At 30.8% G+C, this 24,228-nt stretch carries 20 protein-coding genes; 5 read left to right on the top strand and 15 right to left on the bottom strand.

The genetic code is table 11. The features are described 5' to 3' along the window. Window positions 1-85 precede the first annotated feature (85 nt). Both MOV42_RS03540 and MOV42_RS03535 read right to left on the bottom strand, forming a co-directional pair. The gene (locus MOV42_RS03540) at window positions 86-733 is read right to left on the bottom strand and encodes a response regulator transcription factor (RefSeq protein ID WP_324172999.1); all 648 of its coding nucleotides are present in this window, start codon (window positions 731-733) and stop codon (window positions 86-88) included. 28 nt (window positions 734-761) lie between these two features. After that, window positions 762-3,125, bottom strand: a complete 2,364-nt coding sequence (locus MOV42_RS03535) for a transporter substrate-binding domain-containing protein (protein WP_324172426.1) — start codon at window positions 3,123-3,125, stop codon at window positions 762-764. Between the two features lie 49 nt (window positions 3,126-3,174). Between MOV42_RS03535 and MOV42_RS03530 the strand changes: the two genes are divergently transcribed. Then, entirely contained in the window at window positions 3,175-3,672 is a 498-nt protein-coding gene (locus tag MOV42_RS03530) for a hypothetical protein (protein ID WP_324172425.1), read from the top strand. 51 nt (window positions 3,673-3,723) lie between these two features. Here the strand turns inward: MOV42_RS03530 and MOV42_RS03525 are convergent, their stop codons facing one another. The 12 genes from MOV42_RS03525 to yajC form a co-directional block, all read right to left on the bottom strand. Beyond that, a complete protein-coding gene (locus MOV42_RS03525; protein ID WP_324172424.1) occupies window positions 3,724-4,533 on the bottom strand; it encodes a TIGR00282 family metallophosphoesterase in 810 nt (269 codons plus the stop codon). A gap of 89 nt (window positions 4,534-4,622) precedes the next feature. Next, window positions 4,623-7,613, bottom strand: a complete 2,991-nt coding sequence (locus MOV42_RS03520; protein ID WP_324172423.1) for a DEAD/DEAH box helicase — start codon at window positions 7,611-7,613, stop codon at window positions 4,623-4,625. Between the two features lie 52 nt (window positions 7,614-7,665). Next, window positions 7,666-8,004, bottom strand: coding sequence for a polymer-forming cytoskeletal protein (locus tag MOV42_RS03515; protein ID WP_324172422.1), 339 nt, complete (start codon window positions 8,002-8,004; stop codon window positions 7,666-7,668). Beyond that, window positions 8,001-8,957 (bottom strand): peptidoglycan DD-metalloendopeptidase family protein, encoded by a 957-nt coding sequence (locus tag MOV42_RS03510; RefSeq protein WP_324172421.1) that lies wholly within the window; start codon window positions 8,955-8,957, stop codon window positions 8,001-8,003. Before MOV42_RS03510 ends, MOV42_RS03515 begins: the two co-directional genes overlap by 4 nt. Before the next feature lie 3 nt (window positions 8,958-8,960). Beyond that, window positions 8,961-10,115: a bifunctional folylpolyglutamate synthase/dihydrofolate synthase gene (locus tag MOV42_RS03505; protein WP_324172420.1), complete on the bottom strand. Its 1,155-nt coding sequence runs from the start codon at window positions 10,113-10,115 to the stop codon at window positions 8,961-8,963. Between the two features lie 2 nt (window positions 10,116-10,117). Continuing rightward, window positions 10,118-11,659, bottom strand: a complete 1,542-nt coding sequence (locus MOV42_RS03500; RefSeq protein WP_324172419.1) for a diguanylate cyclase — start codon at window positions 11,657-11,659, stop codon at window positions 10,118-10,120. A 15-nt stretch (window positions 11,660-11,674) separates the two neighbouring features. Further along, window positions 11,675-12,178 (bottom strand): LPS assembly lipoprotein LptE, encoded by a 504-nt coding sequence (gene lptE / locus MOV42_RS03495; RefSeq protein WP_324172418.1) that lies wholly within the window; start codon window positions 12,176-12,178, stop codon window positions 11,675-11,677. A 2-nt stretch (window positions 12,179-12,180) separates the two neighbouring features. Further along, window positions 12,181-14,634 carry a leucine--tRNA ligase gene (gene leuS / locus MOV42_RS03490; protein WP_324172417.1) on the bottom strand — a complete coding sequence of 818 codons (2,454 nt, stop codon included), beginning with the start codon at window positions 14,632-14,634 and terminating at the stop codon, window positions 12,181-12,183. An 8-nt stretch (window positions 14,635-14,642) separates the two neighbouring features. Next, window positions 14,643-14,981 carry a DUF6394 family protein gene (locus MOV42_RS03485; RefSeq protein ID WP_321779021.1) on the bottom strand — a complete coding sequence of 113 codons (339 nt, stop codon included), beginning with the start codon at window positions 14,979-14,981 and terminating at the stop codon, window positions 14,643-14,645. Between the two features lie 118 nt (window positions 14,982-15,099). Then, window positions 15,100-16,071 (bottom strand): protein translocase subunit SecF, encoded by a 972-nt coding sequence (gene secF, locus MOV42_RS03480; protein WP_324172416.1) that lies wholly within the window; start codon window positions 16,069-16,071, stop codon window positions 15,100-15,102. 2 nt (window positions 16,072-16,073) lie between these two features. Further along, complete coding sequence (gene secD / locus MOV42_RS03475) at window positions 16,074-17,639, bottom strand: protein translocase subunit SecD (RefSeq protein ID WP_324172415.1); 1,566 nt, start codon at window positions 17,637-17,639, stop codon at window positions 16,074-16,076. Continuing rightward, window positions 17,629-17,895 carry a preprotein translocase subunit YajC gene (yajC, locus tag MOV42_RS03470; protein WP_324172414.1) on the bottom strand — a complete coding sequence of 89 codons (267 nt, stop codon included), beginning with the start codon at window positions 17,893-17,895 and terminating at the stop codon, window positions 17,629-17,631. Before yajC ends, secD begins: the two co-directional genes overlap by 11 nt. Before the next feature lie 83 nt (window positions 17,896-17,978). Here yajC and MOV42_RS03465 point away from each other — a divergent pair, with 83 nt between their 5' ends. From MOV42_RS03465 to MOV42_RS03450, 4 genes are read left to right on the top strand one after another with little or no spacing between them, the layout of a single operon-like run. After that, complete coding sequence (locus MOV42_RS03465) at window positions 17,979-19,214, top strand: apolipoprotein N-acyltransferase (protein WP_324172413.1); 1,236 nt, start codon at window positions 17,979-17,981, stop codon at window positions 19,212-19,214. A gap of 48 nt (window positions 19,215-19,262) precedes the next feature. Then, on the top strand, window positions 19,263-21,362 hold the full coding sequence (locus MOV42_RS03460; RefSeq protein WP_324172412.1) for an RNA degradosome polyphosphate kinase: 2,100 nt from the start codon (window positions 19,263-19,265) through the stop codon (window positions 21,360-21,362). A gap of 2 nt (window positions 21,363-21,364) precedes the next feature. Next, window positions 21,365-21,892 carry a gamma carbonic anhydrase family protein gene (locus MOV42_RS03455; protein WP_324172411.1) on the top strand — a complete coding sequence of 176 codons (528 nt, stop codon included), beginning with the start codon at window positions 21,365-21,367 and terminating at the stop codon, window positions 21,890-21,892. Between the two features lie 10 nt (window positions 21,893-21,902). Further along, on the top strand, window positions 21,903-22,514 hold the full coding sequence (locus MOV42_RS03450) for a trimeric intracellular cation channel family protein (protein ID WP_324172410.1): 612 nt from the start codon (window positions 21,903-21,905) through the stop codon (window positions 22,512-22,514). A gap of 20 nt (window positions 22,515-22,534) precedes the next feature. On the opposite strand, the gene MOV42_RS03445 is transcribed toward MOV42_RS03450, so the two are convergent. Further along, window positions 22,535-24,196 carry a methyl-accepting chemotaxis protein gene (locus MOV42_RS03445; RefSeq protein ID WP_324172409.1) on the bottom strand — a complete coding sequence of 554 codons (1,662 nt, stop codon included), beginning with the start codon at window positions 24,194-24,196 and terminating at the stop codon, window positions 22,535-22,537. Window positions 24,197-24,228 lie beyond the last annotated feature (32 nt).

The raw sequence follows: 24,228 nt of genomic DNA, 5'->3' as shown, positions 1-24,228 counted from the left end.
TTTGTTATATTCCTATATATAAATAATATAGTAACTAAGAATAGTGAGGAAGTAGTGAGTTTTAACATTCTTTATACTAATTTTGTCATACTTTTATAGTATAACCTACTCCAAATACATTTTTTATAGTTTCTTTTGGTAATTTTTTTCTTAGATTTTTTATGATTGTTTTTAATGCCCCTACTCTATCATCATAATTGTACCAAATGTTTCCTATAATCTCATCATAACTATAAGTCATATTTGTATTTGAAAAAAATAGTGATAAAATCCGTCTTTCTTTATCTGTTAAGGGTATATTCTCTTTTGCATTAAGTTCTTCTTTTTCATAATCCCATTTATAACCATTTTTTAAGATTAAGATTCTTTTTGAAGATATATTATATTTACTTAACTCTTCTATTACTAAACTCAAAGCCTCTTTTAACTCTTTTCTTGTCACAGGTTTGACAAGATATTTTGTTAAACCTAAACCTGTTGCATCTAGGAGGTAGTTTACTTCAGTATGTGCGCTTAAAATTATTGCTTTTGTAGTATAATCATCTTCTCGTATTTTTTTAAGTAACTCTATTCCATTTAGTTTAGGTATATTTATATCTATAATCATTATTTGAGGTTTTTTACTTTTATAAATTTTATATGCTTCTTCACCATCACTTGCTTCATAAACATTTATAAAATGGTTTTTTAAATATCTAACATAGTTGTCTCGTATCTCTTTTTCATCTTCAATATATAAAATTGAGTAATTCTCTTTTGTATTATTCAGTTCCAGCCTTTATCTTGATTTCAAAACATGCACCAAATTCTCTATTACTAAAACTCAATTTTCCACCTAAACTCTCATGAATAATCTTTTTAGCCATATAAAGACCCAGCCCTCTTCCTTGTGATTTATGCTTTGTTGTAAAGTAAGGTTCAAAAATTTTATCTCTAATATCTTTAGCTATTCCTCCAGCATTATCATAAATTTCAATAATATAAAAATCTCCTTCAATCTTAACATATACAGAGATTAAGGCTTGATAAGTATTTCTATTTACAAGGGAATCTTTTGCATTGTTTAAAATTACAACTAGAACTTGTTGAAGTTCATTCTCATAACTATAACACATGAAAGAATTATGAATATCCACTTCTATTTCTATCTCATGTTTTGTAAATCCACCTTTAACAATATAAACAGATTTTTCTATCATACTTTTAAGTGAAAAGGTCTTTTTATCTTTGTCTTCATCAAAAAAATCTTTAAAATCGTCTATTGTATTTGATAAATATTTAGTTAATGATTCAATCTCCAAAAGTCTTTCTTCTATTTCTGGATTCATATTATTTTTTTCATTTAAAACAGTGTCTATCAACAGTACAGAAGAATTTATCTGAGAAAGAGGTTGCCTCCACTGATGAGCAATATTTTCTAGCATCTCCCCCATTGAAGCAAGTTTATTTTGATGAAAAAGTATTTTATCTTTATCTCGTGATTTTTGGAGTTCTTCTTCTACTCTTTTTTGGAGTTGAATATTTGATTTATTTATAGCGTTACTTCTTAGCACAAGTATTACAAAAATTATACAAAACACCACCATTAACTTATAAAAAAGAGAATTGTCAAACTCTTTTTCATCTTCAAATAAAAACCATTTATTTATAATACTTTGTTTTTCTTCATCTGTAATTTTTTTTATCGATTTATTCAAAATAATATGTAAAGTTTTATCTTCTTTATTTGTAGCAAAACTTAGTTGGAGTTTTTCATCAAAATAGGTGTTTATCTTTAACTCTTCATCTACCTTATCTTTAAAATAATATTGCATAGTTAAAGCGTTTTCTCCAAAAGCAAAAATTTCATTATTCCTTAGCATATTTAGCCCTTCTTCCATGCTATCAACTTCAACTATTTCTAAATTATCATACTTAGATTTAATGATATCATTTATTGCATAATCTTTAATAATTGCTATTTTTTTATTTTTTATAAAACTTATATCTATGATACTTTGTGTATTTTTTCTTGTTACAATAACCAGAGGCACTTGAAAATATGATGATGTAAAATTCAAGTTCTTTAACTTATTATTGATTGATGAAGACAAAGTTAAAACATCACATTTTCTCTTTTGCATCATTTTTATAGACTCACTCCATGTTTTTGTCTTGACAACTCTTATATTTATCTTTAATTCTTTATTAAAATATTTTACAATATCAGCACCAATACCTACATATTTATTATTCACTATTGCTTCTATTGGCATCCAGTTTGGGTCGACACAAATATTTAGATTTGTATTATTTTTAAGATAGTCATATTCAACTTCCGATAAATTTTTGTTAAATACATTATTATTGTTAAAAAACCATCTATTCTTTATCTCTAAAAGTTTATGTTCACCAATAAGCTTTAAAGATTTATTTATAATACTGATTGCTTCTGGCCAATCTTTTCTAACACTAAATCTAAGTTTTAAACTTTCATCTAAACTACCTTCTCTTTTTAAGTATGGTAAACCTATTTTATTTGCCCCATATAATGTTGTTCCATTACCAAACATTACATCTGCTTTTGCAGTTACTACACTACTAATTACATCTTCTAATTTTTCAAATCTTAAAATAATAGAATTCGTAAATTTACGGCTTATTTTTTCATCTACTAAATTACTACTGTGTATTGCTATTATTTTATCTTCAAGGTCATCTACTGTATGAATATTATTAGGATTTACAGAAGAGACTATTAACATTTTTTGCATCTCTATATAAATATTTGAAAAATTTAAATATATTTCTCTTTCTTCATGAGCACTACCAGTACTTAAGCCATCAATCTCTTGTCTTTTCGCCTTTGCTTTCATCTTATTCCAATCTCCAGCAACAAGAGAGAAGTTAGCTCCACTTATCTCATTAATAAGAGTTAGCACATTCATATCATAACCACTTATTTTTCCTTCTTCATCAACTACGACATAAGGTGCCCATCTTTTGTCAGTACCTAGTATTATATTTGGGTGGTTTTTTATAAACTTTTTTTCGTTTATTGTGAGATTTAAAGTTTTAATGGTAGCTGATGCTTCTGCAAAAAAAAGTATTAAAAAAAAAAGTGAAATTAACTTCAATTTATTCATTAGTTAATTATATCGTTAAATACTTTCTTTTAGATATATATAAGTAATTTTGATTTATAATATGGATAAATCATTACTGTGGAGTCGTGTTATGTTTGTGTCTTCTTATAACACTTATGTTAATACAAATAATACCCAAAAAATTCAAGACCAAAAAAGTGGAAGTGAAAAGTCATCTAAAACTTTTTTTGATTCTAAACTTATTCAAAACATAATTTTAGAGTCAACAAATACTAAGAACTTTCCAATAAATTACATCTCTAACTACAAAGCTTTTAGTAATAAACAAAAACTAGAAGATGCCCTTGATAATACAACAAAAGATAAATACAGTAAAAATAAAGCAATAAAAAATGCACAAAGTGCTTATGCAAACAACTCAAAGATATTTTCATTTTTATTAAAACCAAAAATGGCACAAAGTCAAACACCTAAAATAGATATAAATCTTCCAAATGATATACAAATATTACAAGAACAAAATATGCGTCATAGAATGGTAAATACTTATCTAAAAAATGAAAAATATCACCAAATTACTGCTTAATTATTAGTGGTATTACCTGAACAGTTACAAAAATTTGTTGCCTTTAGAATCTTATTCTTCAAGCCAAGCATCTGTTTTTAGAACTCGTCCATCACAAAAATACTTTAATTTAAAAGCATTAGAACATTTGCCATTACTAAAATCCATTACTGCTAGTTGAAGTATCTTTTTACATTTTTTAGGAACATCATAATGTCCTCTCAATCCTGTTAAAAACTGCTTCAGTGGAACTTTTGAATCCATTCCAATAACATTGTCTCTACAGCCAGTTAAACCAATATCACTTAAATAAGCTGTTCCGTTAGCTATTTGAAAGTCATCTGTACTTACATGAGTATGCGTTCCAATAATTCCACTAACTTCACCCTGCAGTAACATCATCATAGCTCGTTTTTCACTTGTCGCTTCTGCATGGAAATCTACAAATATATTTTCAATACCCTGCTCTTTTAATTCTTTTACACTCTGCTTAGCCTTTCTAAAAGCATTATCAACAAGTGGCATTGAGTAGTGTCCCATGAGGTTTAATACTCCAAGCTTTTCTCCAGCAACATCATAAACCTTACAACCAGTTCCACCGACTTCATCAGGATAATTATGTGGTCTTAGTATCTCATGTGTATTAAAAAGTGCTTCAACATCTTTTTTATCCCAAGAGTGATTGCCTCCTGTCATGCAGTCAACACCATAAGATATAAGTTCATTTGCATTTTTTCCAGTAACTCCAAAGCCATGAGATGCATTTTCATAATTTGCTATTATAAAATCAACTTTATATTCTTCTCTTATTTTCTTTAGATGCTCTCGAAGCATCTCTCTACCAGGACGACCTACTATATCGCCTATAAAAACAACTCTCATTTATCTGTCTCCTTCGTTTGCGAACAAGTCCACAAACAAATTCCTATCACTAAAGCTTTGCCTTTGGCAAGAGAAACATTTTGTTTCATTTACAACACCTTTGGTTTATTATTTCTAAGATAAAAAAGCACCGCTTTTATGATGTCGTCGTCATCTTTAGAATTTGACTTTATACTCTCTTTGGAGTTATTAATATATGAAATTGTTATGTTCTGTCCATAATTCATAATACTTTTTATTTTTTTATCTAAACTTAAAAGTTTTATAACCATTAGTTCAAAAAATTGTTTTGTTGGATTATCCAACTCTCCAAATCTATCTATAATTTCTTCTTCTATTTCATAAATTTCAACAGATGCTTCACACTGAGAAAGTCTTCTATATATATCTAAACGAAGTCTATCCTCTTTAACAATCTCATCTGATATAAATGCTGATATACTCAGTTTTATATCAACTTTTGCTTTGTGATTCTCCATAGTATTACTTAGAAGCTTTATGGCGTCCTCAAGCATTCTGAGATATAGTGAATACCCTATATTCTTTATATGTCCACTCTGTGCATCTCCGACAAGATTTCCACCACCTCGTATTTCTAAGTCATGATAGGCCAAAACTGAACCACTACCCAAAAATGAGTTAGACTCTAAGGCCAATAGTCTTTTTTTAGCCTCATCTGTCAAGTTATCTTTATTTTGTACTACAAAGTATGCAAAACCTTCACTATGTCCACGCCCAACACGCCCGCGTAACTGATGTAAATCGGCTATCCCAAACCTATCTGCACCATCAACTATCATTGTATTAACATTTGGCATATGGATACCTGACTCTATAATAGAAGTAGCTATCATCAAGTCATACTCTCCTTCTTCAAATTTTAAAAGCTCTTTTTCAGTCTGAATAGCTGATATTTTTGAATGAAGCATGACCATGCGTAAGTCTGGAAGTATAGCTTTTAACTCACCAAATTTTATTGGCATATGATCTATTGAATTATGAACATAAAAAACTTGTCCACCACGGCGAAGCTCTCTTAATATAACTTCTTTGATAAGTTTTTCATTATACTCTTTTACAAAAGTTCTAACACCTTTACGCTCACTCGGCGGAGTTAACAACTGACTCATCGTTTTTATAGAACTTAAAGCTTGATTTAACGAACGAGGAATTGGTGTTGCGCTCATTGAAAGTAAATGAACATTATGATAAATTTCTTTTATTTTCTCTTTTTGCTTAACACCAAACTTATGTTCTTCATCTATTATGACAACACCTAAATTTTTAAAAGATAAACCAAAAAGTGAGTGCGTTCCAACTACAACATCAATCTCACCAGATGCTAAACCTTTAATAATGTTATTTTTATCTTTTGTACTTACAAATCTATCAAGTTTTGCATAACAAAGTCCTAAGTCTGCAAATCTTTCATCTAAAGAACGGAAATGTTGTGCCGAGAGGAGAGTGGTTGGAACTATTAGAGCTGATTGAAAACCTGATTTAAAAGCTGCAAAAATAGTATTTAATGCTACTTCTGTTTTTCCAAAACCAACATCACCACTTAAAAGTCTATCCATAATATGTCCACTTGACATCTGAGATATTATTTCATCTACTGAATTTCTCTGATCCTCAGTATATTCAAAACCTGCAAGTTTTTGAAAATCTTTTAGCTGTGATTTTGCAATGCTGATTTTTGGTGCTTTTATTAGTTCTCTTGCTGCTGCTGTATTAACAATTTGTCCAGCAATCTCCATAAGTCGTTTTTTAACTTTTTCTTTTAATCTGCCAAAACTTCCTTTTCCAAGTCTATCAAGCATCGGAGTAGAACCACCAGATGCTATATAACGGTCTATAAAATCTAAATTTTCAACTGGCAAAAGGATTTTATCATCACCTACATACTTAATAACTATAAAATCTTTAATACCGCCCAAAATTTCTGTTTGCTCTATTTTTTCAAATATTCCAACTCCATAATCTTCATGTACAACATAATCACCTGCTTTTAAATCATCAAGCATTATGGAGCTTTTTCTTCTTCGTCTAACTTTATCTGCTTTATTTAAAGATATTATTAGTTCATCTTTTGTTACAATATTTAAAATATATGGTGCATATACTTCTTTTATACCACTCAAACTAAATAGCCCAACTTGTTTCATAAGAGCTTCATTAGCAGCTATTACTGTAATCTTTTTATCTTTATGAACTTTTAAAAGAGTAAGTACATCTGTAACAACTAATTCTTTATAATTATCACTACTTTGTAAGATATCAACATTAAAACTATCTCTTGGTACAACGGGAGCATTTAAAGCATAAGCATCTACAAGTAAAGTGTCTAAGTTTCTAATTAATTTTACTTTTTTTGCTTGTAAGAAATTTGAAGCTTTATCTCCTAAATACCAGAAACCCAAAGATGCAATATCTTTTACTAAAGAATCAAATTCACTATTTTTAATCTTTTCATTCATTTGATTAAATTCTTCTTCGCTTAAAGAGTAAAAAGCAGGAGATATTTCTAAAATATCAAGTTCGTCTTTAAGTGTTCTTTGTGTTTCTAATTCAAAATATTTTATTTGTTCTATTTCATTGTCAAATAAAGAAATTCTAAGAGGCATTTTTGAAGATGGAGTAAATATATCTATAATATCTCCACGAAATGATATTTCTCCCTCAACTTGAACCATGTCTACAAAATTATAACCCCAAAAAAGCATCTGCTCTTTAAATGAATTAAGATTAATATTTGAGCCAAACTCTATTGTTATTTTCTGCAATAAAGGTTCATGAGGAAGGTTAAAAAGTAGTGTTTTTAATGGAGAAATAACTAATGGTTTCTTTTTAGAAGCGTTGTATTCTTTTAATGCAGATAAAAGTTGATATATTTCTTGAGTATAAACACGCAAGTCATCCCCATAACTAGGACGAAAATCTGGAAAAACAACAACTTCTTTAGCAAAAAAACTAGCTACGCTTTGTAAATTTCGAGCTTCTGATGAATCTTCACATATTAAAACTTCTATATCATCATTTATATTTTCTTTAAAATATTCAAATAGTATATTTTGTGACATTTTTTTCCTAGGGGAGGTTAAATCTCTTCCTATGCAAAGCATAGGAAGAGATTTATTTTGTTAGGCTTACTTTAGTTTCTTCAACTTTGCTTATTTGTAGCTTTTCTGGAGTTGGGACAGGAGACACACCTTTTACAGCACTAGTCCCTTCAAAAATACCTTTTGCCTCAATTACAAGCTCTGAAGATTCGATAGTTCCATTAACGCGTCCCGCTGCTTTAATTTCTACTCTACCAGCATTAATACTACCTTCTATATAGCCTTGAACAACAAGTCTTTTTGTAGTTACATCACCTTTAATATGACCATTTTTCCCTATATTCACTTCTTTTTTTGAATTAATAACACCTTCAAATTCTCCATCTACGTATAAATTGCAAGAAAGGTTCATCTCCCCTTTAATTGTAGAGCCAGCTGTGATGATGGTAGTGTTTGTGTCGGGTTTGGTACTTTGATGTGTTGTGTCGCCGTTATTAAAGATTGCCATGGTATTTTTTTTTCCTTATCAAATATTTTTTTATAGTTTTTTACATTCCATTTAACAAAGTAAAAGGGATTTACTGTGCGTTGAATAAATCTCAATTCATAATGTAAATGCGGGCCGCTACTCATACCTGAATTACCTGTATAAGCGATTAGATCACCTTTTTTTACAAATTTTCCTGATTTTATCACAATTTTGTTTAAATGACCAAAATATGCTCGAAAACCGTAGTTGTGTTGTAAAATAACTAATTTTCCAAAGCCACTTCTTTTGTGAGTACCTGCCCACTCTACTATACCATCTGCGGTTGCATACACAGGCGTATTCATCTTCGCTCTCATATCTAAACCACGATGAAATTCTTTTCTCTTTAAGGTTGGATGCACTCTATAACCATATTTACTAGTTACACCTTTATACTTAATTGGTGAACCATTAGGAATAAACTGCATAAGAGTTGCCATTTGCTGAGAATTAACTTTTGTTAGATTAACCCTTTCTTGAAGTGACATATCACTAACAGGTGCTAGTCCAATTAAAACTTCAATTTCTGACAATGAATCAGATACTTCATTTAACTCTCTCTTTTTTGCTATTAAAGCTAACTGAGTATCTTTAATATTTTTGTCAAGCTCATCATTTTTTCTTTTTAGTCTGTCATAAGCATTTTGCGTGGTTTTGCGTTTTATCTCTATCTCATCAACTGAATAATTTAAATAAAGAATTGTACCAACTGCTATCAGACCTATAAAACCTAAAAAAGAGACTGCATAAAGAATTGCTCTCTTCACTATATGATGCAAGTTATACTGTTTTACACCATTGTCATCATTAATTGTAATAGTAAAATGATCATTCATATATTAATTCACTCTCTTATTTCTTTTCATAAATGCTTCAACAACACTAAATGAACCAAATACTAAGTATTTTTCATTATCTGTTATAGCTTTAAATAAAGAATATTGTATCTCTAAATCTTTTAAAGTTTTTTTAAGTTGTGCGTATGACTCTATTCTTTTATCATTTATAGCAATAATTTGCACACTTTTAATTATTGGCTTTAAGATTTGGAGTATTTTTTTATAATCTTTATCTTTGTAGCTATTATACACCAAAATAAATTTATTTGGTTTTAAGGCATCTTTTATAGCTTTTGCGGCTAAAGAATTATGACCTACATCTACAACTATGTTGCTTTTAATATAAGTTAAACGTCCAAATAACTTTGAATTATTAAAATCACTTTCACAATATTCTAAATTTAAAAAGTTTAAAGCAGAGATGCAATGAGATAAATTTTCTACTAAACAACTCTCTAATTTCAATGATTTTGCTATATTTTTTATTTTAATTTTATCATTATTGCTAAGCAGTTCATCATATATTTGTATATTTAAATTTTTCTCTTTTGCTAATATATTAGCAATTTTATATACTTCTTTCTCTTTTTGTAAGGCTAAAATAGCATTATTTTGTATTGCATTTAATTTAGTTGTTGCTATCTCTTGTAAAGTTGTGCCTAAAAAAGCTTCATGATCATAAGAAATAGGTGTAACAAGTGTTAAAATTTTATCAAAAACTACTGTTGCATCATGCTCTCCACCAAGTCCAGCTTCCATAACAAGATAATCACACTCTTTACAAATCATTAAACAAAGCAATGTTGTATATTCAAAATATGAAAGTTCTTTTGACTCAGATATGGTTAAAATACTTTGTAGTTTAACATGAGCTTCTTGAAGAACTTTATCATCAACATCATTTCCATCAATCCAAATTCTTTCATTAAACTTTAAAATATGAGGAGAAGCGTAATGGATAGTTTTAAAGTTCATAGAGTGAAGAGCAGTTGCTAAAAATCGCCCTGTTGTACCTTTACCATTAGTGCCAATAAGATGTATGATTTTTGGAGTATTTAGTGAAGATTTAACTCTATCATAAATTCTAGGCATTCGAGTGTAGTCAATCTTTTCATAGTAAAGGGGCTTAGCCGATAAAAAATCATCTAAAAACATATTTATTTATATACTACCTGATTTCGTCCATCTTTTTTTGCTTTATATAGATTTTCATCTGAAGAAGTTACAACATTTTTAAGTGAAGTACATTTTTTTCTTTCACTTACTCCACAACTTATTGTTACATGAATTCTTTGATTCTTATACATAAAACGAGCTTTTTGAACATGCTTTCTTACTTTTTGGGCAAAAACAACACCACCTTCTATTCCTGTTTCACTAAGAAGCGCCATAAATTCTTCTCCACCAAATCGACCTACAATATCTACACTTCTAGCTTCTTTTTTAAGTATCTTTGCAAAGGCAGCAAGGACAGCGTCTCCAGCATCATGACCATAATTATCATTTACATCTTTAAAGTGATCTAAATCAAACATAACTACACTAAAATTATGCCCATATCTGCTATACTCAGCTTCTTTAACCTTCATAAACTCATCTAAGGCTCTTTTATTGTAGAGTTTAGTTAAAAAATCCTCTTTAGAAATTTGTTTAGCATCTTTTAGCTCTTTTTCAAGTTTGTTAACTTTTATACTTAAAGCATTAACTTCGTTACTGTGCCCCCTTAAGTCTTTACTTAAAGTTTGTGTTGTTTCTTCTAAAGCAGTTGCAATAACCAATAATTTTTTATGTGAAATTTTAAAGTTTGTAACACTTCCATCATTATAATTTTCTAAATCAGTTTTGATTTTTTGTATCTCTATAGTTGAATCATCTGAGCGTTCTATCATCTCGATTAGTCTTAAAGATAATTTATCTAAAACTCCATCAATTGACTCTACCATCTCCTTCACACTCTCTTTATCTAGAGCAATTCTAAGAGAAATGATAGTTTTAACTTCTTCCTCAATACTAATGCTATCTAGCAGTGTTGGATTGGATTGGATTTTTTGGCTAAGTGACGCTATTTTATCATTGACACTTGAAGCAATCGAGGGAACAAATGAAGATACTAAAAGGGAAGCAACACGAACTAATTCAGAATTATTTTCATTTGTATCTGAAAGTGCAATATTTATATTTTCGATTGTCTTTTTTAAATTTCTATTATCAACTTTACCAAAATATTCCAATTTATTTAAAAAACTATCATCATATGTTGTAATAAAATTAATCCAATGCTGCCTAAATTGATTAAGTTCTACTGATGTTGGATTTGAGCCAAGAAGTTTGATACTTTGCTTCGCAAGTTCGCCTGCTTGTCGATTATGTAAAACCTCAACGACTTGCAAAATCCTTTTTGTTAACAGCATTTGTGACTCAAGTAGTTCTGAACATATAGTTGAGTTTGTTCTATTTAACTTTGAGATTAAAAAACGAGCAAGTTCACCCATTGTTTGTATTCTATAATTTTTTAACTCTTTTTGCGTATCTTCGTTTAAAGTTTTAGAAAACTTTTCAATATGAATACAGTCTTCAGTATTCATACCAGCTTTTTTTGCTTCTTTACAAAATGCTTCAGCATAAAAATCTGGTGTTAATAATTTATTTTCTAACTCAAGTCTTTTTATAGCTTTTTTTATAATACTTTGTATAGTCATAACAATCTCCTCACTTTACTTTTTAGCTCTTGCACCTTCTGCTGAAACTTGAGCAACAAATGAACGAATCGCTTTTGATGCACTAAAACCAATAGCCTCAAACCTCTCTTGGTCAGTCACTACAGCGTTTGCAGCCACAGTAAAATCATATGTTCCTGAAGCTGTATACTTTTTACTTAATCCGCTATGATACCTAATTATACTCAAAGTTACACTCATCCTATAACCAATAACAAAACCATCTGAATCATAAACAATAGGAGTATATGATGGAGTGGCAATACTTAAAGCTAAATGTGTATCAGATTCTGACTTTTTACACAAAGATGCTTGAAAAACTTCTATGACTGCTTGATCAACTGCATCTTTAATAATCACAGTATTTTCAGGATCTTGAGCAGATATAATAATACTCGTACTTATCTTCTCTCCCATAACCCCTTTTGATAGTTTTGAACTTGGTCTATAACCACAAGATGTAAGAGTTATAAGAATCAAAAAAGTTAACAAATACTTCATTATTAACCTTTTATAACCAAGTTAACAAGTTTTTTAGGAATAACTATTTCTTTTACTATTGTCTTGCCTTCTAACCATTTTTCAGCTTTTTCTTTGGCAATAGATATGATGTTTTCTTTTGATTCATCAGTAGCTATCTCTATCTCGCATCTTCTTTTTCCGTTTATTGAAACACCTAAAGTAATAGAATCTTCTACAAAAACTTCATCTAAAACTTTTTGAGAGTTTAAATTATTTAAAGTAAAATATGTTTCACTTATTTCCCAACAAATATGCGGAATAATTGGCTCTAAAATCGAACTTAAAATCCAAAAACCTTCACTCCATACATCTGAATTACTTTGAGCATTAAGCGCGTTCATTGCTTCCATTGATCCTGCTATTAAAGTATTAAAAGTATATTTTTCATTATATACTTCATTTGCTCTTACAAGGGCTTCATAAACTTTCTTTCTTGCATATTTTTCATCTTTAGAAAGAGTAGCATGTTCGATTGAAGGAATATTATCAGTTTTAACAATATGTGAACTTCTATCACTAAATCTTTTTATAAATTTGTATGCTCCTTCTACTGCATTATCATTCCATTCTAACTCTTGTGTTGGAGGAGCAGCAAAAAGTATAAAAAGTCTTGCCGTATCAGCCCCATATTTTTGTATGATGGCATCTGGGTCAACTGTATTTCCTTTTGACTTGCTCATCTTAGCACCATCTTTTAAAACCATACCTTGAGTTAATAAGTTGTCAAACGGTTCATCAAAATCAATATAACCTAAATCACGAAAAACTTTAGTAAAGAATCGTGCATAGAGCAAATGCAAAATGGCATGTTCAATACCACCAATATACTGGTCAACACCCATCCAATACTTTATCTGCTCTTTTGAAAAAGCTTCCTGTTCCCAGTTAGCCTCAGATGCACAAAAGCGTAAAAAATACCAAGAAGACTCAACAAAAGTATCCATTGTATCTGTTTCACGAACAGCATCTTTACCACACTCTGGACATTTACAATGTTTCCAAGTTGGATGCTTATCAAGAGGATTTCCTTCTCCTGTTATCTCAACATCCGCTGGAAGTGCAATAGGAAGATTTTCTTTTTTCTCCATTACCAAACCACAAGAGTCACAATGAACAAAAGGGATAGGAGCACCCCAATATCTCTGACGAGAAACACCCCAATCTTTTAATTTATAGTTTGTAGTTTTTTGACCTATTTTATTTTCTTCAAAATATTTAATAATATTGTATTGAGATTTTTTAGAATTAAGTCCATCAAATTCTGCTGAATTAAAAAGTATTCCAGCATCTGTAAATGCAGATGCACTAAAATCATGTTCACCCTCTTTTGGGTTAATAACTGCATTAATTTCTAATGAGTACTTTTTCGCAAAATCAAAATCTCTATCATCATGGGCAGGAACAGCCATAACAGCTCCAGAGCCATAATCCATAAGAACAAAATTAGCAATCCAAACTGGTACTTTTTTGCCCGTTAATGGATGAATCACATTTAGTCCTAGAGAGATTCCTTTTTTTTCTTTTTGTCTATCTATTGATGATGTATTTTTCATATCTTTTATTTGAGATATAACATCATGACTTAAAAGTTTATTTTCAATCATATAAGTAACTATTTTATGTTCAGGCGCTAAAGCTGTATAACTTACTCCATAAATAGTATCAGGACGAGTTGTAAAAACATCAAAGTTTTTAAATTCATTATTTAAAACTGATAACGAACTCTCATCAAAGAAAAGATCAAAGGCGAGACCATTTGATTTTCCTATCCAATTTTCTTGCATAGTTAAAACTTGTTTTGGCCATCCGCCATCAAGTTTTTTTAACGAGTCAAGAAGTTCATCAGCATACTTTGTTATTTTAAAATAATACTGATTCATATCTTTTTTGACTATTGGCGTGTCACATCTCCAACAACAACCATCTACTACTTGCTCATTTGCTAAAACTGTTTGATCATGTGGGCACCAGTTTAGTAAACCTTTTTCACGATAAAGAAGTCCACTCTCAAACATATCGATAATAAAACCTTGTTCAAACTTAGTGTAAAGTTCATCACTAGTCGCAAGTTCTCTTGTTTTTGAAAAGGAAAAACCTAATGATTTAAACTCACCTTTCATATAATCTATGTTGTCATAAGTCCATGTTTTTGGATTAGCATTATTTTTAATAGCAGCATTTTCAGCAGGCATTCCAAAACTATCAAAACCAATCGGATGAAGTACATTTTTTCCAAGTTGACGATGAAAACGCGCAAAAGCATCACTTATAGAATAATTTCTAACATGCCCCATATGGAGTCTTCCACTTGGAAAAGGGAACATACTTAGTATATATTTTTTTTCTTTTGTAAAATCTTCGCTTGGCTCAAAACTTTTATGTTCTGCCCAATAATCTTGCCATTTTTTTTCTATAAGTTGTGAGTTATATTCCAACTTTACTCCTAATACTCATCGTGAATTTTTGAACTCTCTATATAAATAAGTCCTACTGAAAATAAGTTAGCAATTAAAGCTCCTATTGTTAAAGCAATAGCCCATTCTAAGTTTCCAATAACTTCCAAATATATAAATGCTGGAATCAAGTGTAAATCTGCAACTAAAGATGAAGCTAAAAGTTCAGCTGAGAGTAAATTTCTTACTCCTATTTTTAATACTGTTGAAACTAAATTTAAACTTCCTGCAACAAAAAGTGCAACAGCACTATGCTCATATAAAAATCCCGCGATTGATGTTAAACTCATTAAAGAGAAAAACACATAAATAACTTTACCCCAATCCATCACAATTCCTTAATTTTATTGAAGTGATTATACAAAAAGAATCTTAAGGGGTGACTGAAAGGAAAATTATGTGGATAGTGAATCTAGTTCCATCTCAAGAGAGAGAGAACTAAAGAGGTTACATCACTCCAGACTCGTACTGATCACGCATGCGCTGTTTTTCTGCTTCTCTTTTTGTTTTGGCTGCCAGTTTAACATGGTAAGCTTTTACATCAAATCCAAACCAAAGAAGTATAGGAGATGCAACAAAAACTGATGAGTATGTACCTACAACAACACCTACAAGAAGTGTAAATGCAAAAGCGTGAATAATCTCACCACCAAACATAAATAGCGTAAATACAACAAAGAATGTTGTAAGTGAAGTTAGAGTTGTTCTTGCTAGTGTTCTTGTGACTGACTCATTAATAATTTCCGTTAGGTCTGTATTTTTTGAGCTTGTAACACCTTCACGAATACGGTCAAATACAATGATAGTATCGTTAAGTGAATAACCTAAAATAGTCAGAAGTGCTGCTAATACATCTAAGTTTACATCTAAGCCTACCAATGTAATAGCACCTAAAGCTAAAGATATATCATGTATTAGTGCTATTATAGATGCAACAGCAAAACGCCACTCAAATCTAAAGGCTACATAAATCAAGATGCCAAACATAGCTAATACTAAAGACATCATACCTTTTTCTTTTAACTCTGCTCCAACTGTTGGACCAACAATATCCACACGGCGAATCTCAAAGTTTCCTGTCCCCTTTAGGGCCTCTCTTGTCATATCACCGATATCTACCGTAACGCTTCCACTTGTACTCTTCATGCGAATAATGACTTCATCAGGAGAGCCAAATTCTGTAATAGACGCTCCACTAAAGATTTTATTACCCTTTAATTTCTCTCGCATCTCTTTGATTGGAGCAGGTGTATCATACTTAACTTGTACTATAGTACCACCAGCAAAATCAACACCGTAATTAAGACCTTTTGTAGCTAAAAGAGCAAAAGAAGCTAAAACAATTGCTACTGACAAAATCATTGCGAACTTAGACTTACCCATAAAATTAAAGGTTCTTGTATATCTGAAAAATTCCATCTTTAACCCTTAATCCCAAACCAAAAACGGTTGTTTTTTGATTTTTGTATTTTTGATTCTAACATTTCGTAGATGCCATGAGTACCTAAAATTGCAGTAAGCATAGATGCTAAGATACCAATACTAATAGTTATTGCAAAACCTTTAATAGCACCAGTTCCATAAGCATAAAGAACAACTGCTGCTATAAGAGTTGTAATGTTAGCATCTAAGATAGCCCTCATTGCATTTGCATAACCCTCTTCTATAGCCTTATGAATTGATTTACCTTGATAAATCAACTCCCTTATCCTCTCAGAAATAATAACATTAGCATCTACCGCCATACCGACAGTTAAGACAATCCCAGCCATACCAGGGAGAGTAAGAGTTGCACCAAATAGACTCATTACTGACAAGATAATAAACAAGTTTGCTATAAGTGCAATATTTGCAATAACACCTGCCATACGATAATAAACTACCATAAAGATAATTACTAAAACAAAACCACCAATCAAAGCAATCATACTAGCTTTAATACTATCATAACCCAAACTTGGACCAACAGAGCGTTTTTCCATAAGATAAATAGGAGCTAATAGAGCACCAGAACGAAGAGCAATTGCTAAATCTTTTGCTTCCATAACTGTGTAGTTTCCAGAAATTTGACCACTTCCTCCACCAATACGCTCATTAATATTTGGAGCAGAATAAACTTTACCATCTAAAACTACTGCTAGTCTATTTCCAACATTTTTGCCTGTAAAATCTCCAAAAATTTCAGCACCCTCAGCATTTAATTTAAAGTTAATAAGAGGTCTATTACTTTGATCAAATCCCATAGATGCATCTGTTAGCATACCTCCATCTAAGATAGGAATTTCACGAACTAAGTATTTTCTATTTGAATCTTTTACATCTTCTAAAATTATATCGCCATATGCAGCGGCATCTGAAACACTCATAACACCAACCCTAGCATTTCTAGCTTCATCTATTGCCATTAGTTCAAGCTTTGCTGCGCGAGAAATAAGTTCTCTTGCTCGTTGTTCTTCTTCTTGAGTTTTGATTCCAGCTAATTGAACTAAGATTTTTTCTTCACCTTGCCGTGCGACTACTGGTTCAGCTAGACCAAATTGGTCAAGTCTATTTCTGATAGTTTCTATCGCTTGATCTATTGCTAACTTTTCAGTTCTTACAATCTCTTGGGGTGTTAAGCTTAAAGAAAATGTTTCAGCATTAACGGAGATATCTGAGCCATCTATTTCGCTTAAAAATTCTTGCATCTGCTTTACATCATCACTGTCTAAAAGTGAAAAAGTTATAGATGATTCGTCAAATTTTAACTCATCTACTAAAATATCGTTTCTTTCACTAAAGTGTTTTATACTTGCTGCGATTGATTTTATACGAGATTTAGTAGCCTCCTCAGTTTTTACACCAAGAAGCATATGCAGTCCACCTTGTAAATCAAGACCTAAAGTGACTTTTTTGCCATCTTGGAGTTGAAGTAGAGATGGTGCTGAGAAAAACAGACCAAAAATTATTGCTAAAGCAAAAATGACTATACGGTAATTAAGCTTCATCCTCATACTTCTTAGCTATTGCATCTCTTGAGATTCTAACGATTACATCATCATTTAATTTAACGCTTAAAATATTTTCTTCAACTTTTTGAATAACTACGACAAAGCCACCATTAGTGTAAACTTTATCACCTTTTGATAAAGCTGCTAACATTGCTTTTCTTGTTTTTGCCTCTTTTTGTTGTGGGCGAATAATCACGAAATACATGATCGCTATTAAAAATATAAACGGTGCTAATTGAGTTATAATATCCATTGGCATGGAAATCCTTTAGTTAAATTTGGGCGATTATACATAAAATATTATAAGGGTTGACTGAAAATTGACTATAATTACACATGCTAAAAACAATTAAAAATTTTAAAAAAAACAACAGCTTATTATATGAACTTATTTTAGGACTATTAACAGCCTTTTTATTTAGTGCTTTTATATACTTAGAAGAGTTTGGTTTTACTATCAAGATTTTAAATACAATCTTTAGTATTAGTGCTTTAGCACTTCTATTGTACATACCTTCAAGGGGTGTTTTAGTCGCTGGATTTACTATTGGACTTCTTTGGTTTTACTGGGTTGGCTATAGTTTTGAGTACCAAGGTGTTGGTTATATGACACCAATAATTACCTTTGCTTTTGGCATTATTTATATGCTATTTTTTGGTATTTTAGCTCTTACAAAAAAAGTTTATATAAGGGCATTATTACTTTTTTCTCTTAGTTTTTTTGAGCCTTTTGATTGGAACTGGTTACAAATAGAGTTGATTTTTACAGATAGCTATATTGGCATCTACAAGTATCAATTGGCATCTGTACTATTAGCTTTATCTTTTGTATCTTACATAAAAAAACCATACAAATATGCTTCACTTATTTTACTTCTTATAGCTATTAACTTTAACCCTCCAATACAAAAACTCGCACCTCTGAAAATAAAACTTATTCATACAGACATAAAACAAGACAAAAAATGGCTAAGAGAGAGTTTAAAACCAACTATTTTGTTTATTTATAAAGAGATACAAACTGCAATAGATGAAGATTATGACCTTATAGTATTTCCAGAATCTGTTTTCCCGCTATATATGAACAAAAACCCAAAACTAATAAATCAACTATTAATTTTATCAAAAGAAATAAGTATTGTTGCTGGTTCACTCTTTAGAGAAAATTCCAAGAACTACAATGTCACTTACCTTTTTGAAGACGGCACATATACAAAGGCAAAAAAACTAGTTTTAGTTCCATTTGGTGAGTACATTCCACTTCCAAAATTTGCACAAAAGTTTATAAACGATACTTTTTTCTCTGGTGCTTCTGACTTTCTTACAGCAACATCACCAACAGACTTTACTATCAAAGGTGTAAAATTTAGAAATGCAATCTGCTATGAGGCAACTTGTCAAGAAATATATGAAGGAGAAGTTGATTTTGTCATAGCAACTAGTAACAATGCTTGGTTCTCTCCATCAATAGAGCCTACACTTCAAAAACTTCTTATGAGATATTATGCAAGAAAAAATGGTGTTACTATCTACCATTCAGCCAACTACGAAGGTACAGGGGTAATTAGATAATAATATATTAGATATAATGAGAAAAATAAGTTAAGCATAGGTTCTTCAATGTTAAATCTAAAAAATCCAGACCTTTATAATAATCGTGAACTTTCATGGTTACAATTTAATACAAGAGTTTTAAAACAAGCTCAAGATAAGTCACTTCCACTTTTAGAGCGTTTAAAATTTTTAGCTATTTATGGAACAAACTTAGATGAGTTTTATATGATACGCATAGCAGGATTGAAAAAACTTTTTGCTGCTGGAGTTATTGTTTCTGGTGCAGATAGGTTAACACCCTTACAACAACTTCGAGAAATTAGAAAATATCTTCATCAAGAGCAACAAGTCTTAGAGCATTGTCTTGTTGGTATTTTAAAAAAACTTGAAGGCGAGGGAATAAGTGTTAAGTCCTATGATGATGTAAATCAGCGTGAAAAGCATACTTTAGACAGATATTTTAGAGAAAATATATACCCTGTTATTATTCCAATTGCCATAGATGCTACGCACCCTTTTCCAAACCTAAATAACCTTAGCTTTGGACTTATTGTAAAACTAAAAGATATTGATGACAACTCCATTGAGAGATTTGGAATTGTAAGAGTTCCAAGAGTTTTAAGCAGATTTGTTGAACTAAATCATGATACTTATATTCCTATTGAATCTTTAGTTGCGCAACATATAGAAGATCTTTTCCCAGGTTATGCTCTATTAAAATATGCATCTTTTAGAGTAACTAGAAATGCTGATATGGAAATAGAAGAAGAGGAAGCTGATGACTTCATGGAAATTTTAGAAGAAGGTCTAAAACTTCGTCGTAAAGGGGAGATGGTAAGACTTGAAGTTGGTAGTGATACTGATGAAGAGATTATTAACTTTTTTAATCGTCATGCAAATGTTTATAAAAATGATATTTATAAATTTCATACCTTTTTAAACCTCTCTAGTCTTTGGCAGATAGTTGGAAATATATCTTTTGCTCATCTTTTATTACCTCCATTTAAACCAAAAAATATACCACCAATGGATAGTGCAGAAAATATTTTCTTAACTTTAGAAAAGCAAGATATTACAATGTATCATCCATATCATAGCTTTGAACCTATAATAAGGCTTATTCAGACTGCTTCAAAAGACCCAGATGTTGTTTCTATAAAGATGACACTCTATCGTTCAGGTACAAACTCACCAATTGTCCAAGCACTAATTTATGCGGCAGAAAGTGGCAAGCAAGTAACAGTTATGGTTGAGCTTAAAGCAAGGTTTGATGAAGAAACAAATCTTGTTTGGGCAAAGGCACTTGAGAAAGCTGGAGCGCATGTTATTTACGGAATCCGTGGATTTAAAGTTCATGCAAAAGCAGCCCTTGTTACAAGAAGAAAAAATGGAAAACTAAAACAATATGCTCATTTAGGAACAGGAAACTACAATCCTTCAACCGCAAAAATTTATACAGATATAAGCTATATGACCTCTAAAGATGAAATCACAAATGATTTAACAAGGTTTTTTCATTTTCTAACTGGATTTAGTAAAAAAGGTAAGCTTGACGAACTTTATATGTCACCAACGCAAATTAAACCAAAAATACTCTCACTGATTCACAATGAAACAAGAAAAGGTGTAGATGGACAAATTATCGCAAAAGTAAACTCTTTAGTAGATGAAGATGTTATACGAGCATTATATAAAGCAAGTCAAGCAGGTGTAATGGTTGACTTAATTGTTCGTGGCATCTGTTGTTTAAAAACAGGCATCGAAGGTATAAGTGAAAATATTAGAGTTATATCTATTTTAGGAAGATACTTAGAACATCCTAGAGTTTTTTACTTTAAAAATGATGCTGCGAAAATATATATTTCTTCTGCTGACTGGATGCCAAGAAACTTAGTTAGAAGGATTGAACTTTTAACAGCAATTAAAGATAAAGAATCACAAAATCAAATCATTCAAATACTAAAACTTCAATGCTCAGACAATGTTTTAGCACATGAACTTCAAAGTGATGGTTCATACATAAAAGTTAAAGCTAAAGAAGATGAAAAAAGTATAAACAATCATAAGCTTTTGGAAGAATATGTAAATAAAATATATAAAGCAAGTAAAAAAGAGACTCAACGAAGTGTTTCTCAAATAACTTCAAAACTATTTATGGAGAGTTAAAAATGATACTAAAATATAAAAATATAAATCCTACTCTTGGAGATAAAACTTGGGTAGCACCTTCAGCAGATGTTATAGGAGATGTAGTTTGTGGAAGTGACTGTTCTATCTGGTTTGGATGTGTAGTCAGGGGTGATGTTCACTATATAAAGATAGGAGATAGAGTAAGCATACAGGATCTTAGCATGATACATGTTACTCACTATAAAAAAGAAGATAGAAGTGATGGAAATCCAACTATTATTGGAGATGATGTAACAGTTGGGCATAGAGTTATGCTCCATGGATGCACAATTGGGGATGCTTGTTTAATTGGGATGAGTGCTACTATTCTTGATGGTGCTGTTATAGGAAAAGAGAGTATAGTTGGTGCTAGTGCGCTTGTAACTAAAAACAAAGTTTTCCCTCCACGCTCACTAATTATGGGAAGTCCTGCTAAACTCATCAGAGAATTAACAGATGAAGAAGTAAAAGAACTTTACGCATCTGCTTCAAGATATGTAAAGTTTAAGAATGGTTATATTGAGTAACTTAATATAGATGCCAGAATTTTTCATATTTGCTGATATTATTGGGATAATTGCTTTTGCTATAAGTGGCTTCTTGATTGGTGTTAAAAATAAACTAGATATTTTAGGTGTGTTCATAGCTTCTGCATTAACTGCTCTTGGTGGAGGGATTATAAGAGATGCCATACTTAGCTCAACTCCTTTTGCTTTTAGCTCTATATACCCTGCTCTCACACTTACATCCACTATCTTTATTGCTTATATATTTAAAATATATAAAAAACCGTCCATTGAACAAAAGTTAATTTTTGTCGTAAGTGATACCATAGGTCTAGTAGCTTTTAGTATTACGGGCGCACTTTTAGCAATAAATGCAGAGTATAATTTTTTTGGAATAGTTGTTCTTAGTTTTATTACCGCAGTTGGTGGTGGAGTAACAAGAGATATAATGATAAACCAAGTTCCAACAGTTTTGATAAGTGATTTTTACGGTTCTATAGCGGTAATAGTTGCACTTGCCCTAGCTAGTTTTGAGATGCTTGGTTATTTAAATGAAATGAGTATTTTAATAGTAGCCATCTTTTCTATACTATTAAGACTAATAGCGTTTAAAAAAGAGTGGCAACTTCCAAAACTCAGTTAAGTTCTAAAAAGTGAAATAACTTATATACGAAATGTTTCCAATTTCCCATTTAATTCTTCAGTCATCCTATTTAAATGTTCAGCCGCTGTTGCTATTTCTTCTACACTTCTTGCGTTGCTAGATGAGAGATTATTTATCTCTTCTACTTTTGTTGTGATAATTTTAATACTATTGCCTGTAGATTCAAAATCGTGCACTGTTCTTCCAATAGCATGAACGGCTTTATTTACTATTGTTGCTGTTGAATTAATTTTATTCTCTACTCCTTGCGCAAGAGTTGCAAGTTCTTGAATCTCCTCAGAGTTTGTATTCATTTGAATAGAAGCATCATTAATTGACTGAACTACTGCGCTGATAGTCACATTTATCTCACTTAAAGTTTTTTGCGTTCTCTCTGCAAGTTTTCTAACTTCATCGGCAACGACAGCAAATCCACGCCCATGTTCACCAGCACGGGCTGCTTCAATAGCTGCATTTAATGCTAATAGATTTGTTTGCTCGGCAATATCTACAATAACAACTAAAATATTTTTTACTTCAGCCGCTTCACTGGAGAGAGTTTCCATGCTTTGAGCAAGTTCAGCTTCAGTCTCAGCTGTTTCTTTAACTTTTGAAGTTAAAGATATCACATCATTTCTCGCAGATTCCAAGTTTTCATTTGCCTTCATAATATCTTCTTTGCTAGCGTGTGCTTTTCCTACAACACTTACTATCTCATTTTGAACTTCTCTTGCATGAGAAGTAACACTTTCAACTATGATAACCGATTCTTCGACCTTATTTCCAACACTTAATGATGTTGTTGAGAGTTCGTGAGCTATAGAAGCATTCTCATCAGATGTGTTCTTAGTATCACTAATTACATCTCTTAAAGAAAAGATTAAAGCATTAAGGTGTTGTGCCATAATACCAACTTCATCATTTGTTGCTACCTCTAGTTTTTTGCTTAAGTCATTATTTTTAGATATATCCCTTATATAAACTTCTATGCTTGATATAGCTCTTGTAAATTGAGATGTAATAAGATACCCAACAACACATAAGAATATAAATATGGCAATAAAAATCACACTTAATATGTTAAGGACACTCTTTTCATCTTCAAGCGCTTGATGAGTTGATTTTTCTAAAAGATGTTCCATTATAAAAGTCACTTTAGTTATCTCTTTATCCATCTCATGAAGAAGATTCTCAATGCTTTTTATGTGCTCATCTTTTTTATCATGTTTTGTATTTGAAAGATCATGTTCAAGTTCTTTTAGTATACTTTCAAACTTTTTTTGCTGCATCTTTATCTGCTTAAATTTATGCTTTAGTTCTTGGTATTTAACTCTTACTTCTTCTTCGTGCGAATGAGAAATAGCTTTAGATAAAACGACTAAAACATCTTTTAAATTTTTATCTGTCTCTTTTTCAATAGCATCTATTTCATTCTCTATTTTAATAAATTCTTCAGAATGAATATTATTGGAATAAAAGAGAAGTTTGTAAGTTAATACTTCTTCTTTAAGTATATCTTTTTCAAGTTCCATCACTAAAGTATTTAATGGAACTTGATAATCAGCAATCTCTTCAATCTCTAAACCAATAGAAGATATACCATTGTAAGTAACCCATGATTGCACAGAGACGATCATTACTATTGCAATAAAACTAACTTGTATTTTTCTAACTAATTTCAACTTAATATCCTTCATAACAATTATTTTATTAA

Source organism: Sulfurimonas sp. (genome assembly GCF_029027405.1).
Classification (GTDB): Bacteria; Campylobacterota; Campylobacteria; order Campylobacterales; family Sulfurimonadaceae; genus Sulfurimonas.
Note: the sequence above shows the minus strand (reverse complement) of the source record. Positions and strands in the feature narration are given on the sequence as shown.